The organism is Brevundimonas sp. AVps7 (assembly GCF_058681545.1).
Genome location: NZ_CM178742.1, coordinates 365,886 through 381,634, shown reverse-complemented (window position 1 = coordinate 381,634; position 15,749 = coordinate 365,886). Strand labels below are relative to the sequence as shown.

The 15,749-nt window shown below is 67.2% G+C and carries 10 protein-coding genes; 4 read left to right on the top strand and 6 right to left on the bottom strand.

Going from position 1 to position 15,749, the window contains the following annotated elements:
- Nucleotides 1-49: 49 nt before the first annotated feature.
- The 3 genes from ACW17Y_RS01925 (at nt 50) to ACW17Y_RS01915 (ending at nt 4,950) form a co-directional block, all read left to right on the top strand.
- Complete coding sequence (locus ACW17Y_RS01925; protein ID WP_492037099.1) at nt 50-610, top strand: hypothetical protein; 561 nt, start codon at nt 50-52, stop codon at nt 608-610.
- Nucleotides 611-730: 120 nt separating this feature from the next.
- Nucleotides 731-2,782 carry a TonB-dependent receptor plug domain-containing protein gene (locus ACW17Y_RS01920; RefSeq protein WP_492037098.1) on the top strand — a complete coding sequence of 684 codons (2,052 nt, stop codon included), beginning with the start codon at nt 731-733 and terminating at the stop codon, nt 2,780-2,782.
- A gap of 116 nt (nt 2,783-2,898) precedes the next feature.
- The gene (locus ACW17Y_RS01915; protein ID WP_492037097.1) at nt 2,899-4,950 is read left to right on the top strand and encodes a TonB-dependent receptor plug domain-containing protein; all 2,052 of its coding nucleotides are present in this window, start codon (nt 2,899-2,901) and stop codon (nt 4,948-4,950) included.
- Between the two features lie 172 nt (nt 4,951-5,122).
- On the opposite strand, the gene ACW17Y_RS01910 is transcribed toward ACW17Y_RS01915, so the two are convergent.
- The 4 genes from ACW17Y_RS01910 to ACW17Y_RS01895 all read right to left on the bottom strand — a co-directional run bounded on the left by ACW17Y_RS01910 (nt 5,123) and on the right by ACW17Y_RS01895 (nt 13,623).
- Complete coding sequence (locus ACW17Y_RS01910) at nt 5,123-7,072, bottom strand: peptide MFS transporter (protein WP_492037096.1); 1,950 nt, start codon at nt 7,070-7,072, stop codon at nt 5,123-5,125.
- Nucleotides 7,073-8,082: 1,010 nt separating this feature from the next.
- Nucleotides 8,083-11,451 carry an error-prone DNA polymerase gene (locus ACW17Y_RS01905; protein WP_492037095.1) on the bottom strand — a complete coding sequence of 1,123 codons (3,369 nt, stop codon included), beginning with the start codon at nt 11,449-11,451 and terminating at the stop codon, nt 8,083-8,085.
- Nucleotides 11,448-13,040, bottom strand: a complete 1,593-nt coding sequence (locus ACW17Y_RS01900; protein WP_492037094.1) for a Y-family DNA polymerase — start codon at nt 13,038-13,040, stop codon at nt 11,448-11,450. The genes ACW17Y_RS01905 and ACW17Y_RS01900 overlap by 4 nt, the downstream gene beginning before the upstream one ends.
- Nucleotides 12,961-13,623, bottom strand: a complete 663-nt coding sequence (locus ACW17Y_RS01895) for an ImuA family protein (protein WP_492037093.1) — start codon at nt 13,621-13,623, stop codon at nt 12,961-12,963. Before ACW17Y_RS01895 ends, ACW17Y_RS01900 begins: the two co-directional genes overlap by 80 nt.
- Before the next feature lie 171 nt (nt 13,624-13,794).
- Between ACW17Y_RS01895 and ACW17Y_RS01890 the strand changes: the two genes are divergently transcribed.
- A complete protein-coding gene (locus ACW17Y_RS01890) occupies nt 13,795-14,913 on the top strand; it encodes an N-acetyltransferase (RefSeq protein WP_492037092.1) in 1,119 nt (372 codons plus the stop codon).
- 5 nt (nt 14,914-14,918) lie between these two features.
- On the opposite strand, the gene mscL is transcribed toward ACW17Y_RS01890, so the two are convergent.
- Both mscL and ACW17Y_RS01880 read right to left on the bottom strand, forming a co-directional pair.
- Nucleotides 14,919-15,338, bottom strand: a complete 420-nt coding sequence (gene mscL / locus ACW17Y_RS01885) for a large-conductance mechanosensitive channel protein MscL (protein WP_492037091.1) — start codon at nt 15,336-15,338, stop codon at nt 14,919-14,921.
- Nucleotides 15,339-15,386: 48 nt separating this feature from the next.
- Complete coding sequence (locus ACW17Y_RS01880; protein WP_492037090.1) at nt 15,387-15,677, bottom strand: integration host factor subunit beta; 291 nt, start codon at nt 15,675-15,677, stop codon at nt 15,387-15,389.
- Between the last annotated feature and the right edge of the window lie 72 nt (nt 15,678-15,749).

Below are 15,749 nucleotides of genomic sequence, written 5' to 3'. Positions count from 1 at the left end.
TCACCGCCGTGTTTCGCTGACGCCCCTATCTCTCCAGGTCCCACCCGTCATGGCCCACCCCCTGTCCCGCACCGATGTCCGTCTCGGCCTGGCCGTCGTGGCCATGGTCGGCGTCGTCGGAACGGGCGCCTTCATGCTGGGCGGGTCGGAGACCGGCCGGTCGTTCGGACGCGGCCTCGCCATCGCGGTCGTCCCTCCGGTCGAGCGGGAAGTCCTGCCCGGCGAGACGATGGAGGTCGGCGCCCTCAACGATGGCTTTGACCGCGCCGCTCTCGAACGTGAGGCCGAACCCGCGATCTACGACGGCTACCTGCCGCCCGACGCCTACATCGGCGAAGAACGCATGCCGCGCATGCCGATGCCGACCCCCGTCGCGCAGCAGACCCCGATGCAGGCCTATCAACAGGTCGTCGATCAGGCCCGGATCGAACGCCCGGCCGCCGACCCCCTGGCCGACGGGTCCAGCGCCTTCGGATTCGACCAGCCTCGCCCGGACTACGCCGCCGAACGCGCCCTGCGCTGGGGCCGGATGGAAACAGCGGTCCCGCAAAGTGCAGACGTTACGCCTGCAAATGAAGGCGGGGATTCGCCACAGTATTCGCCGGAATAAGACGTGAAGATTGCAACGCTGTAATGCTGTCCAAGATGTAATCCACCTGTCCAGCTTGTAACTGGAGATGAACGCGACCGGTCGTCACACCTTCCCCAGCAACGAGGGGAACCCCAGGCGATGACCAAGACCATTCTTCTGGCCACCACGGCCATCCTGTTCACAAGCGGCGGCGCCATGGCGCAGACCGCGCCGGCGCCCTCGGAGACGACCAGTCCGCCCCAGGCCGCCGCGGGTCAGCAGGGCGTCCTCGTCTTCACCCCCGACTTCTTCGCCGACCAGCGTCCGAACACGGCGCTCGACATGGTCAACCGCATCCCCGGCTTCTCGGTCCAGGACGGCGACGGTTCGCGCGGCTTCGAAGGCGCGGTCGGCAACATCCTGATCAACGGCGCCCGCCCGGCCTCCAAGAACGACGCCGGCTCCTCGGTCCTCAGCCGCACCCTTGTCCCCCAGGTCGAGCGCATCGAACTGGTCCGCGGCGGCGCGCCCGGGATCGACATGCAGGGCTATTCGGTCGTCGTGAACGTCATCACGAAGACCCAGTCGAGCCACGAATCGATCTTCACCGGCACCGCCTTCCTGTTCGAAGGCGGCCGCGACGCCGCCAACGGCACCTACCAGTTCACCGCCCGCGACGGTGACCGCGTCATGGGCTTCACCCTGTCCGACGGCGTGAGCATCAACGACTCCAACGGCGTGGGCCGCGTCATCCGGCGCGACCGCAACGGCGTCATCCTGCGCGACGAAGGCTATATCAACGACCAGCACGGCGGCGGCCAAGGCATTCGCGGCAACTACGCCAACGCCTTTATGGGCGGCAAGATCGACCTGACCGCTCGCATCGGCCAGAATGATTACAGCCAGTGGAGCCGCCAGGACGGCCCCTCGATCCTGCGCGAGAACTCCTACGACGAGACCGGGACCAGCGGCGAAGTCGGCGCGGTCTTCACCCGCCCGATCCGCGATGGCCTGACCTCGGAAACCCGCTTCATCCGGGAATGGAGCGATTTCGAGAACGCCTCGATCTCCAACAACCGCGTCGGCGCCGTGATCAGCCCCGAGCAACGGTTCGAGTCGACGGGCGATTCCTCCGAGACCATCCTGCGTTCCCTGCTGCGCTGGGAACGGTCGTCCTCGATGACCATCGAGGCCGGCGGCGAGGTCGCCTACAATATGCTGTCGGTCGATCAGGCCTTCCTGCAAGGCGGCGTCAACGTGCCCCTTCCGTCCGCCTCGGTCACCGTCGAGGAGACGCGCGGCGAGGCCTTCGGCAAGGTCACCTGGCGCGTCCGTCCCAACCTCACCGTCGAAGGCGGCCTGAGACTGGAAGCCTCCACTATCAGCCAGTCCGGCGACGCCGATCTGGAAAAGAGCTTCTTCTTCGCCAAGCCGCGCGTTCAGGTCACATGGACCCCCATGCCCCAGAACCAGGTCCGCTTCCGCTTCGAGCGTGAACTGGGCCAGCTCGACTTCGGCGACTTCGCCGCCTCGGCCGAACTCAGCGACGACCAGGTCTTCGGCGGCAACGTGGACCTTGAGCCGGAACAGCGCTGGATTTCCGAACTGACCTACGAGCGCCGCTTCCTCGGCGACGGCATCGTCTCGATCGGCTATCGCCACGATGAGATCATCGGCGTGATCGACCGCCTGCCCCTGCCCGGCAACCTGTCGGCGACCGGCAACATCGGCGACGGCACCCTGGATCAGTTGGCCGTGAACGTCGTGGTCCCGCTGGACTGGACCGGTTTCTCCGGCGGTCAGTTCGCCTTCCGCAACACCTGGAACGACACGACCGTCACGGATCCCACGACGGGCCGTGAGCGCCACATCTCAGGCGTTCGCGCCTCGCAGCCGGGCTTCACGATCTCCCAGGACATCACCAGCTGGAAGGTCAACTGGTCGGCCACCTACCTCGAGGGGCTGCGTCAGTTCTCCTACGACCCGGACCAGACCTCGGGCTTCACCGGCAGCGACTATTTCGAGGGCTTCGTCGAGTACAAGCCGACACCGACCCTGTCGATCATGGTCAAGGTCAACATCTGGAACGACTTCCAGGTGGAGCGCATCCAGTATGCCGACCGGACGCCCGCGCGGCCCATCGCCTTCACCGAACTGCGCCCGGTCGATCCCCGCACCTTCTGGCAAATCCGAGTCCGCAAGACCTTCTGAGGCGTTCCGCCACAGCATCGCCACGAATATTTCAGCGATGTAACCCACCTGTCCCGCTTGTAACTGGCGGTGAACGAAGCCGGCCGTAAGGGTCCTCCCAGGGAGAGGGATTCCATATGACCAAGGCGCTTTTGCTGGCGACGACGATACTCGTCGCGGCTCCGTTCACCGCCGTTGCGCAAAGCGCGGCGACAGCCGGCGCACAGGTCCCCGTCGTCGATTCGGCGCAACAGGGCGTCCTCATCTTCGAACCCGTCTTCTTCGCAGACGGCAGCCCGAACACGGCGCTCGACATGATCTCCCGTCTGCCGGGCTTTGGTTTCGACACCGGCGATACCGACACGCGCGGCTTCGCGGGTGCGGCGGGCAACGTCCTGATCGACGGAGACCGCCCCTCCTCCAAGTCCGACAGTCTGGACGGGATCCTGCGCCGGATCTCCGCCGCGAGCGTGGAGCGGATTGAACTGATCCGGGGCGGGGCTCCGGGCATCGACATGCAGGGCCGCTCGGTCGTGGCCAATGTGGTGCTGAAGCGCACAGTCCAGGTCCAGACCGTTCTGGAAGCCAATTCCTACGTCTATCCTGACGGCCATCTGGGGCCGCTGCTGCAGGCGTCCTGGTCGCGGCGCGAGGGCGAGAACCAGCTGGAAGCCTCGCTCAGCGCCACCACCGACCGGACCGACGACACCGGCGACGGCTATCGTCGTCGCTACAACGCCGCGGGCGCCCCAATCCAGACCGCCGATCTCGATCGCTGGGACCGCTTCCGCAACGTGCGGGGCACGGCCGCCTGGCAGGGACTGGCCGGCGGCGGCCGATTGAAGATCAACGGCGTGCTGGGCTGGAACCAGGCCGAGAACTCGATCGACACCCTGATCCGCAGCGGAGCCGGCCAGAACGAAAGGGTCGAGAACGAAGGCGACGAGGTCGAGTCGGAACTGGGTCTGAACTGGACCCGCTCCCTGGGCGAACGCACGGAGATCGAACTGACCGGCCTTCAGCGCTACGAGGTCGACAACGACGAATCGCGCTCCTTCTCCGGCCTGAACCGCGTCGCCTTCGGTGGTGAGGGAACCGCCGGAGAGACGATCGGCCGGGCCGTGCTCCGCTTCCGCCAGTCAGATCGCTGGGCGTTCGAAGGCGGAGGCGAGGCAGCCTACAACTTCCTCGACAGCGCCACGACCTATGCCGAGAACGGCGTGCCCATCCTCCTGCCCTCGGCTTCGGTGAAGGTCGAGGAGCTGCGCGGCGAAATGTTCGGTCAGACGACCTGGCGGCCCGGCCCGAAACTGACGGTCGAGGCCGCCCTGCGTGTCGAGGTGTCGGAGATCAGCCAGTCGGGCGACAGCGACCTGAGCGAGACCTTCGTCTATCCGAAGCCGCGTCTGCAGCTGACCTGGACCCCGGTCACCGACCACCAGTTCCGCTTCCGGGTCGAACGCGAGGTGGGACAACTCGACTTCGGCGACTTCGTCGCTTCGGCGGACGTCGACCTGAACCAGGTCGAGGGCGGCAACCCGGAGCTGGAACCGGCCAAGAACTGGACGCTGGAAGCAGTCTACGAACGTCGGTTCTGGGGCGAAGGCGCGCTGACCCTGACCGTCCAGCACCGGGAGTGGGAAGATCTGATCGATGTCATCCCGTTGACCGGCGGGTTCGAGGCCGTGGGCAACATCGGGTCCGGCACGTCCGACTTCCAGCAGATCCAGCTGACCTTGCCGCTCGACCGGCTGGGCCTGTCCAACGCCCGCCTGCTGGCCCGCGCCAGCTTCGGCCAGTCCAGCGTGACCGACCCGTTGACAGGCGAGGACCGGCGGTTCTCCAACCAGCTCGCCTTCGGCTGCGGCATAGACTTCAACCAGGACCTGAGGGGCGGGCGCTGGTCCTATGGCTTCCAGCACGGATGCAACATCGACGACCCGGTCCAGTACCGGATCCGCGAGGTTCGCAAAATCGAGGAAGAGCCCTTCGTCACCCTCTACGGCCAGTGGAAGCCCCGCCCCGACCTGACCGTTCGTCTCGATTTTGGCAACGCCACGGACCGCGAGCAACGCCGCGAGCGCTTCGTCTACTCCGGCCCCCGCAACAGCGCCCCCCTGTCGTTCCGTGAGGAGCGGGGCACGAAGATGAGCCCGTGGCTGTTCATCCAGATCCGCAAGACCCTGTAGGCTTGCCGACGGGGTCGACAGGCCTGCGGGCTGGCGATGTCAAAGACCGGATCGACAGATATCGGTTCGGCTTCGCCACGCAAGGATCGCAGACGAATTAATTCCTATTCGCCGGGGTGAAAAAGGGCGGCGTCCGCGAGGACGCCGCCCATTCTCTTGTCCGACAGGCGGATCAGCCCGTCGTGGTGGCGTTCGGGCGAGCGACGTTGCCGTCTTCGCGACCCGCGTCCGTCAGGGACGGTCCCGGGTGGTTGTCCGGATCGTTCACACCGTTCGACCACTTCGCGATGAAGAAGCTCGCCACGATGAAGCCGACGCCGATGCCGACGCCCCACAGGCCCAACAGGTTGAAGGACGCCAGCGAGGTGTTCAGCGCCGCCTCGGGATCCAGCACCTGGCCCCCGACAGTTTCGGTCCCGGCGGCGCCGGCGATGATGCCGCCGACGAAGTGGGCGATCGACGACGCCATGAACCAGACCGCCATCATGAAGCTGACGATGGCCGGCACCGACAGTTTGGTGATCTCGGACAAGCCCACCGGCGACAGGAACAGCTCACCCAGGGTGTGGAACATGTAGAGCAGCGCCAGCAGCACGATCGGGGTGCGGAAGGCGTCGTCCACGAGGCCCGACTGGGCGCCCCAGACCACGATCAGGAAGCCGAGGCCGACCTGGATGATGCCCAGGCCGAACTTGACCACCGGGTTGGGGTCCATCTTGCGCTTGGCCAGCCAGACCCACAGCGCCGCGAAGACGGGCGCGAAGATCAGGATGAAGCCCGCATTGAACGACTGGGTCTGGGAGGCCGACATCGAGGTGTCGATCCAGCTCCACCATTGCGACGTGTCGAAGCCCGCCGCCGCGACCTGCTCGGGCGAACCGAGCGGCATGCCGAGGAAGGTGTAGGCCTGACTGGTCAGGGACAGGTCGACGTTTCGGTCAGCAAACAGGTTCAGCGAGGTGCCGGCCTGTTCGAACAGGGTGAAGAAGATCACGGAGCCGAACACCAGGACCATGGCCAGCATCATCCGCTCACGCGCGACCTTGTCGCCCTTGAGCTTGAAGACGATGAACCAGGTGATGAAGAGCAGCGATGCGATCGTCGAGAGGATCAGGCCGGTTCCGACCACTTCGTGGTTCGGAACGATGAACCACAGGGCGGCGACACCGACGAAGCCGAGGATATAGATCAGCCATTCGCGGTTGATAGGACCCAGGACGGGCTTTTTGATCAGTTCGGGGAAGGGACTTTCGCCCTTGCCCTGCAAGAGCGGTTTGCCCAGCCAGAAGACGATCAGGCCGGCGAACATGCCGATGCCCGCCAGGCCGAAGCCCCAGCTCCAGCCGAAGCGCTGACCCAGCAGGCCGCAAAGTACGGCGGCCCAGAAAGCCCCCAGATTGATGCCGTAGTAGTAGAGGGTGAAACCCGAATCCCGACGGGGATCGCCTTGCGGATACAGCTGGCCGACCAGGGTCGAGATGTTCGGTTTCAGGAAGCCGACGCCCATGATGATCAGGGACAGCGACAGATAGAAGATGTTGACGCCCATCGGATCGCGCTGGGCGGTCAGCTCATAGCTGCCTTCGGCGAGCGTACCGGGGACGACCGATCCGGCCGGCAGGTCGGTGATGGTCAAGCCGCCGCCGTCGGCGGGGGTGAAGTGGTATGGCTGTCCGCCGACCACGACCTGGGACGTCTGGCTATCGCCGCGTCCCTCGATCTGGATCTCGTAGGTCGAGCCGCCATAGGTCAGGGTCTGGGTCGCGGGGTTGCCCTCGAAAGCCATCATGCCGTGACCCGCGACCAGCAGAATCGCGCCGAACATGATCGCCTTGCGCGTGCCGATGTAGCGATCCGCCACGATGCCGCCGATCAGCGGCAGCAGATAGACGAGCGAGGCGTAGGAGCCGTACTGGCCAGACGAGAAGCCGTCGTCGAACAGGAAATGCTGGGTCAGATAGAAGATCAGCAGACCGCGCATGCCGTAGAAGGAGAAGCGTTCCCACATCTCGGCGAAGAAACAGACCAGCAGCCCCTTGGGGTGTGTCTTCAGGATTTGCATCAGGACCGGGAGACCGGTCACCAGGGTGATGATCACCCCCAGGAGGATGACGATGTTCACGCCTGGCCTCCCTTGCTGCTCACAAGTCGTCGAAGCCCGAGGGCCCCCTTTTCGGTCTGGATCAACCGCCCACTCCCTAACGCCGCGCCGAACGGGCGCGCTCAAGCCGGCATAAGCAGCACGCCGGGCAAGACCGGACAAGCCTTATGGATAATCGAACCGTCACAAGACGGCGATGAACCGCAGTTGAACCGGGGTCGCGGGCGCGTTCTCTCTCCCGAGGGGGAGGGAAAATGTTGGGCGTGAGTCATCGCCTTCGCTGTCTCCAGCAAAGTTCGGGGAAGTGGACGGAGCCAGGGCGGTCGCCCGGAACCGATATGGCCCCCTGCTTTCGCGTTACGGGGACCGGATGAGAATTTTCGGCTCGCGCCGGGGCTCCGTCGCGACCGGTTCACGCGAGCGGCCGGTGACGGGCTTCGTGCAGCCTGTGAGGTTTTCGTCGTTTTCGACCCCCACGCTTTGCGCCGCTTAAACCCTGTCCGACCTAGGCCCGCGACGGGCGGAGGGTGTCAGGTCCCTCCGGGCTCCACGGTTTGTCACCCCATGGACAGTCCTGCATCAGCGCCGGTTCGTGCCTCCACAGATCCAGGTTCAACGCCAGATCAGGGTCCTCGGCCGCGCGCAGCGATACAGTTTCCCGCTCGATCGCGCCCCCTCACACGTCCGGGTCCTGGGCCCAGGACGCCTTCCCCATGCGACGGGACGGACACAGTGTACGCCGGGCGCGGGAGGGGGCGCACATAAAGGCTCTAAATAGACCCGGGCGTTGAAATCGTTGGGGTCCTGGGCGGATGTGTTGATGGGTATGGGACGGTTTCCTTCTCCCCCTGCGGGAGAAGGCGGCTGAGCGAAGCGAGGTCGGATGAGGGGTCACGCGGGCGGTTTGAGTGGGGGTCGGCCGGAGCCTTCCGCCCAAAGCCCGTGTCACCCGTCACCCGCTCGCGCCAGAACGACGGCTTCGCCGCCGTGCGCGATCTCCCTCTCCCGCAAGGGGGGAGGGAAGAACAAGCTCAGTGGAAATCCCTGGACCCCGGGAGGATGCGCACGTCCCTCGGATGTCGTCCGCGCGCCGGGGCGTGACCCGATCCCGGCGTCTGGTCCGTGGACAGATGACCCAGCATCGGGGTCCAGTCGACCATGTCCTCGACCACCAGATGGGTCACCCCCTCGGCCCGCTGGACCTTGCCGGTGACCAGAACCATGCGCGCGCCCATGGCGACGGGGCGCAGCCGTTCGAACACATCGGGCCAGACCACGAGGTTCGCGACCGCCGTCTCGTCCTCGATGGTCAGGAACACCACCCCCTTGGCCGACCCGGGTCGTTGACGCACCAGAACGACGCCGCCGACGCGGACCCGGCGGTTCTCCTTCGCCGTCCTGTAGGCCTCGGCCGTCATCGCCCCGGCCTCCGTCAGCCGCGCCCGAAGGAAGGACACCGGATGACCCTTCAGCGACAGGCGGAGGGTCTGGTAGTCGCCGACCACCTCCTCGGCCTCGGTCAGGCGCGGCAGGGCGGCCGGGGGCGCGCCGTCCGCCTCGTCCAGACCCATGGCCGCGAAAAGGGGCGCCGAGGACGCCGGCGCCGCCCCCCTGGCGACCCACATCCCCTGCCGCCGGCTGAGGTCGAGGGAGCCGTAGGCGTCGGCCTCCGCCAGCCGGTCGAGGGCGGAGGGCGGCAGGTTCGCCCGAATGCGCAGGTCCTCGAGATCGCGGAAGGGGGCGAGGGCGCGCTCCTCCACGATCGTCCCGGCCCACGCCTCCTTGAACCCGTCGATGGAGCGGAAGCCGAGGCGCATCGCACGGGGTTCGTCCTCGCCTCGAGCCTCGAGAGACGCGTCCCAGCCGCTCGCATTGACGTCGGGGTGGCGCACCTCGACCCCGTGTTCGCGAGCGTCCCGGACGAGTTGGGCCGGGGCGTAGAAACCCATGGGCTGGCTGTTCAGCAGACAGGCGGCGAAGACCTCCGGGTAGAAGCATTTCACCCAGGCCGAGATGTAGACGAGAAAGGCGAAGGAGCAGGCGTGGCTTTCGGGAAAGCCGTACTCGCCGAAGCCCTTGATCTGGTCGAAGCAGCGCCGGGCGAATTCGGGCTCATAGCCGCGCGCAATCATGCGGCCGACCATCATATCTTCGTAGTGACCGATCGTGCCCATGTGGCGGAAGGTGGCCATGGCGCGGCGCAGACCGTTGGCCTCCCCGCCGCTGAACTCGGCCGCGACCATGGCGATCTTCATCGCCTGCTCCTGAAACAGGGGTACGCCGAGGGTCTTGCGAAGGACGTTCCTCAGTTCGTCCGGATCGCCGCCCGCGGGACCGGGCATCTCGAAATCATAGACCTCGCCTTTCGCCTCGACCGCCCGGCGCTCGGTTCGCCGCTTGAGGTAGGGGTGGACCATGCCGCCCTGGATCGGCCCGGGCCGGACGATCGCGACCTGGACCACAAGGTCGTAGAAGACGCGCGGCTGAAGCCTCGGCAGCATCGCCATCTGCGCCCGGCTCTCGACCTGGAAGACGCCGATGGAATCCGCCTTGCAGAGCATCTCGTAGACCTCGGGATCCTCCCTCGGCACCGTGTCGAGGTCCAGGGATCGCCCATAGCTCTGCTCGATCATGCCGAAGGCGCGCTTGAGCGCCGTCAGCATGCCCAGGGCAAGGACATCGACCTTCATCAGCTTCAGATGATCGATGTCGTCCTTGTCCCACTCGATGAAGGTGCGGTCCTTCATCGCCGCATTGCCGATGGGCACGATCTCGCACAGCGGCCCCTGACTGAGGACATAGCCGCCGACATGCTGGCTGAGATGGCGGGGGAACTGGATCAGTTCGGCTGTCAGGTCGAGCGCCAGCTTCATACGCGCGTCGTCGCGGCTGACCCCGGCACGGTCGACGTGCTCGTCCTTCACCTCCGAGCCGTAAGAACCCCAGACGGTGTCGGCCAGACGGGCCGTGACGTCCTCGGTCAGGCCCAGGGCCTTGCCGACGTCGCGAATGGCCGAACGCGGCCGGTAGTGGATGATGGTCGCCACGATCCCGGCCCGATCGCGGCCGTAACGGCGATAGACATATTGCATCACCAGTTCGCGCCGCTCGTGCTCGAAATCGACGTCGATGTCGGGCGGCTCGGACCGTTCGGACGAGATGAACCGCTCGATCAGCATGTCCTGCCGGGTCGGGTCCACATTGGTGATCTTCAGGCAAAAACAGATCACCGAATTGGCCGCCGACCCGCGACCCTGACACAGGATGTTCCGGTCCGGATCGCGCGCCCAGGCGACGATGTCGTGCACGGTCAGGAAGTAGGCGGCGTATTTCCGCTCGCGGACGAGCCGCAGTTCCTTGCGTATGGTTTTGACGACCTGGGTCGGGACCGGCCCCTTTTCCCGAGGCCATTTGTCTCGTGCGCCGCGACACGTGAGGCGGATAAGCCAGCCCTGTGGCGTCCAGCCGCCCGGCACCGGTTCGTCCGGGTACTGATAGCTGAGCTCACGCAGCGAGAATGAGCACCCTCGCACGACCTCCATGGTCCGCCCCAGCGCCGCCTCGTGGCCCTTGAACAGGCGCGCCATTTCGGCGGCGGGCTTCAGGTGGCGCTCGCCATTGGCCTGGAGCCGGAGGCCCGCCTTGTCGATGGTCGTGCCCTCGCGGATGCAGGTGAGGACGTCCTGCAGCGGGCGGCGGTCGGGGTGGTGGTACATCGCCGCGTTGGTGGCGATCATCGGGGCGCCGGTACGGATGGCCATGGCCGCGAGACGGTTCAGACGGGACCGGTCGTCGCCGCGCCACAGGGGCTGGGCGGCCAGATAGAGGGTGTCCGGCCAGGCGCGGCGCCAGGACCCGAGACGTGTTTCAAAAGCCGCGTCGGGGATCTCGGGCGCGACGGCCAGGGCGATCATGCCTTCGCCGTGGGCCACGGCCTGTTCGAAGGTCAGGCGGGTCTCGCCCTTGGTGGTGCGGTCGGGCTCGGCCTCGTCATCCTCCGCGCGGGCGGGCGCGACCAGACGGAGGTGCGGATGGGGAGAAGGCTCAGGATCAGACGGCGGCGGCGCCTCGTCGAGGATCTCGCTCTTGCCGAGCGTCAGCAGGCGGCACAGACGGCCGTAGGCGGCGCGGTCGCGGGGGAAGACGATCAGCTCGGTCCCGTCGAGGAAGCCCAGCCGAACCCCGACGACCAGACGGATGTCGAACTCCTCCGCCCCCATCAGGGCCCGGACCATGCCGGCCAGGGTGTTGCGGTCGGCGACGCCCACGGCGGCGAGCCCCAGGGCCCTGGCCTGCATCATCATCTCGCCGGGATGGGACGCGCCCTCCAGAAAGCTGAAGTTGGTCAGGGCGCCGAGCTCGGCGTATTCACCGTTCCATGCCGGAGCCGGAGCGGTCACGGGAACATCCCGTGCATCCACCAGGACGGGGCGCGCTCGTCCTTCGCGCCTGTGTAGTCGGCACCGTAGAGGCCTTCGCGGAACAGCCAGTAGCGCAGGCCCTGGTCATCCTCGATCCGGTAGTAGTCGCGGGTCCGGGCCAGACGTCCGTCGGGGCGAGGCCGCCACCACTCCGGCGACAGGCGTTCTGGTCCCTCGGCGCGGGACACTTTTCTCAGCACGCGACGCCAGATGAACTGGGCCGGGGTTCCGTCGGGCAGGTCGGCGGTGGCCTCCACCGGCTCGGGCGGATCGAGCAGGAGCAGCGGTCGCGGCCTTCGCGGGTCAGACGGGCCTTCGACCGGAGGGGGCGCCTTGGCCAATGCCGGACGCCAGCGTTCGGCGCGCTCGGGGATCCAGCTGCCGCCCGGCCCGGCGACCCGGACCGAGGCCTCGCCCAGACGGGCCGACAGGCGATCGATGAGGGCGGCCAGACCTTCGGCGTGGCGGGCCTGTTGCTCCTCGCCCATGGCGACCTGAAGCGCGACCATGGGCTCGGCGAGGTCGGCGGTCAGCATCAGGGCGTCGATGCCGAAGCCGGGGTCGATGCGCTCGATCCCGGTCTCGCGGAACAGCCGCATCCAGATGGAAACGTCGCGGAGGGGGCGGCCCATGCGGACGGACACCGCGCTGGTCCGGCCGTCGACGCGGAAGGCGGTCAGGGTCAGGGCCCGGGCGCCCTGGCCGTCGCCCTCCATCGTGCGGGCAAGGCTTTCGGCCAGGCCCGGCAGGCGCGCCTCGATCCCCGCCGTGTCGGTCAGGGGATCGGCATAGGCCTCCCAGCCGCGATAGCGGGGCGGGGCGCGGGTGGGGATCAGGGCCTCCGCCGTCAGGCCCAGGGCCTGATCCAGTCGGCGAACCAGACCGACCCCGGCCCCGTCGCGGAAGCGGCGGGCGAGACCGGCGCGCGGCATGGGGTAGAGGTCGCCGATCCGTTTCAGCCCGAAGCGTCGGGTCTGTTTCAGGGCGGCGTCATCGATGCGCAGGGACTCGACCGGCAGCGGGGCCAGGGCCTCGCGCACATCGGCGTCGGTGGCGATACGCGCCGAGCTTGCCCAGCGCGCCAGGGCCCAGGCGGCGCCGGGGCCGGGGGCCATGGCGGCGCGGGCGCGGATCCCGGCCTCGGCCAGGCGCTGCTCGATGCGGGCGATGGCCTTGTCCTCTCCGCCGAACAGGTGGGTCGCCCCGGTCAGGTCGAGGAACAGCCCCTCCAGCCCGCCCTCGGACGGATCGACGGTGACGGCCGGCGACCAGCGCTCGCCCCAGACGGCCAGGGCCTCCAGCGCGCGCAGGTCGGCGGCGGGATCGGCGGGATGACAGGCCAGATGCGGGATCATGGCCAGGGCGTCGGCCTGGGTCTGGCCGCGCGACAGGTTCAGGGCCCGGGCGGCGGGGTTCAGGGCATGGATGATCGCGCCCCGCGCGGTGCGCAGGATCAGGGCCTTGGGGCCAGCATCGGCCGCGAACGGATCAGGCGTATCGGGGCCGGCTGATCGGGCCCAGACCGTCACCGGCCAGTCGATCAGCCAGACGGAGACGATGCGTCTCATCATCCTGCTCCAGCATCCAGACGCCCGGCCGTTCCGTCCGGCTGCGGGTCATTTCGGCACGGATCGTCATCCGGCCCGTCGCGCGGTCGTCGAAGGCGTCGCCATCGCTCGCAAAAGTTGTGATGCGCCAGCGCCGACGCGCGGCGCTGAGGTCGCCGGATCGGGCGCGGAGCAAAAGGCCGGAACAGCCGCCGTCGCGCGCGGCGAATTCCAGCCGCCGGGTCTGGGCCAATTCGGCCCCGTCGACGGTCCCGATCACCAGGGCGGCGCCGCCGGACCGCAACGCCTGCTCCATGGCCCAGAGCGCCAGGGCCTCGGTCCGGGTCTCGACCATGACGAAGCCTTCGCGCGCCTGAAAGGCCTGCAGGCCGGGACCGTAGGGGCGGCCATTCTCGTGAAGCCAGGCCTGGGTCACGCTCATCACGACGCCCCGCCCCGCGTCCAGCGACGCTCGACCGAGGCTGAAGGCGAAGGCCGCCGCCATGTCGCGGATGCCGCCCGCGCAGACTTCCTCCAGCCCTTCCGACAGAAAAGAAAGGGGCGGCGGGACAGCTTCAGGCTCGGACAGCGGATGGACGGACATGGCGGGAAAGACTCCATGTTCATTATTTGTTCCGGCGTCCCGGGAGTCAAACCGGAATCGTTCCAAAGCGGGGAAACTCCAATCATTCCATCTGTGCGTGTATCCCTCTGGCCTGTCTCGTGCATGGGCGCGCACCGAGGGGCGACCCTGTATCGCTTTGGAACCTGACGAATGACCTTTTCGGTTCGACCCATCGACGCCAATGACCACGGCGCCGCGAACGCCCTGCACCGCTTCGTGGGCTGGCCCACCCGCTCGGAGGCGGGCTGGGACTGGCTGGCGAGCAATCCGGCGCGGCTGGAAACGACCGCGCCCGCCGGCTGGCTGCTGGAAGCGGAGGATGGCGAGCCTTGCGGATTCACCGGCAATTTCGTCCAGCGCTTCCACCACGGCGACAGGACGATCCATGGCGCGACGGGTTTCTCGATCATCGTCACGCCCCGGGCGAGGGGGCGTAGCAGAAAGCTTCTGACGACCTTCACCGGCCAGTCCGGAATGTTCGCCCTTTACACCTTCAACGCCAATCCAACGTCCAGCCCGCTCTACAAGCGACACGGCATGGTCGCCTGGCCGCCCGAAACCCATGACGTGAAACTGTCCTGGCGGGTCGATGCCGTGGCCTGCGCCGGGGGCCGGCTCTGGCGCGAGATCGATCGCCATGTTCCACGCCTGACCGAAGCGCGAAATGAGCGGCTGCTGAATCCGCGCCTGCAGGATCCCGAGGCTCTCGACCTGCCGACGGGGGTGGCGGTCCTGACCGATCTGGCCGACCGGTCGCGATATGCGGACTTCTGGGAGGCGCTGAAGAGCGAGGGCCGGATGATCTCGGACCGTAGTCCGGCTATACTGCGCTGGCGGCTGGCCGACCCCGACCTGACGCTCCGTCCCCTGCTACTGACCTTCAATCGCGGCGAGACCATCGGCGGCTATGCGATGGCGATGATGTCCAAGGGCAATCCGATCGAACCGCCGATGCTGGAGATCGTCGATCTGGTGGCGCTGGAAGACGAACCGCGCGCGATCCCCGCCTTGATTCAGGCCCTGCTGGCCAACGCCCATCGGCTGGGCGCAGCGAAGCTCCGTATACAGACGGTCAGCCCGGAACTGCTCCGCCGAATGGGTCCGCTGGCGGATACGGCCCGACGCGAAGGCGGCTGGGGCCATTGTCACGTGAAGTTCGATCCCGAGACGCCCGGCATCGAGAGCTGGGCTCCGACACCGTTCGACGGCGACTACGGGATCTCTCTGAGGCCAGTGCCGGTGAGCATGCCCGAGCGCCGCGCGGCCTGAGAACGCTAGGGCCGCGCCTTCAGCTCGTCGCGGATTTCGGCCAGAAGGGCCTCGGTCGGCGTCGGGGCGGGCGGAACTTCGGGCGCCGGGGCGGCAGCCTGGTCGCGGCGCAGGCGGTTGATGCCCTTGACCATCAGGAAGACCACGAAGGCCACGATCACGAACTGGATCAGGGTGTTGATGAAGGCGCCGTACTGGACGGCAACCTCCTCGATCGCCTCCGTCGTCGGATCCTCAGGCGACAGCACCCACTTGAGCTCGGAGAAATCGACCCGGCCGAGCAGCAGGCCGATCGGCGGCATCACCACCTGTTCGACCAGGCTGGTGACGATCTTGCCGAACGAGGCGCCGATGATGACGCCCACCGCCAGATCGACGACGTTGCCGCGGGCGGCGAATTCCTTGAACTCGGTCAGCAGGCTCACAGCTTCCCCCTTCAGTTTTCTGGCGTCAGGCATCGGAACCTGACGGGTTCAGGCGTCGCCGGAGGCATTCAGCCGCTCGCGCAGCTCCTTGCCGCTCTTGAAGAACGGCACCGACTTGGCAGGCACGTCCACGGTCTCGCCGGTGCGCGGATTGCGGCCGGCCCTCGCCGGTCGCGCGCGCACGGAAAACGCGCCGAAGCCGCGCAGCTCGACGCGGCCGCCCTCGGCCATGGCCTCGGTCATACGACCGAGGACGACATTGACCACACGCTCGACCTCCGCATGGGTCAGGTGCGTGTTCTCCGTCGCAAGTTTCTCGATGAGCTCAGACTTTATCATGTCAGGCCCGCTCTTTCCTGCCCACCCCACCTGGGGCAATTATGGGTGCAACTTCAATCCGGTTGCGAGCAC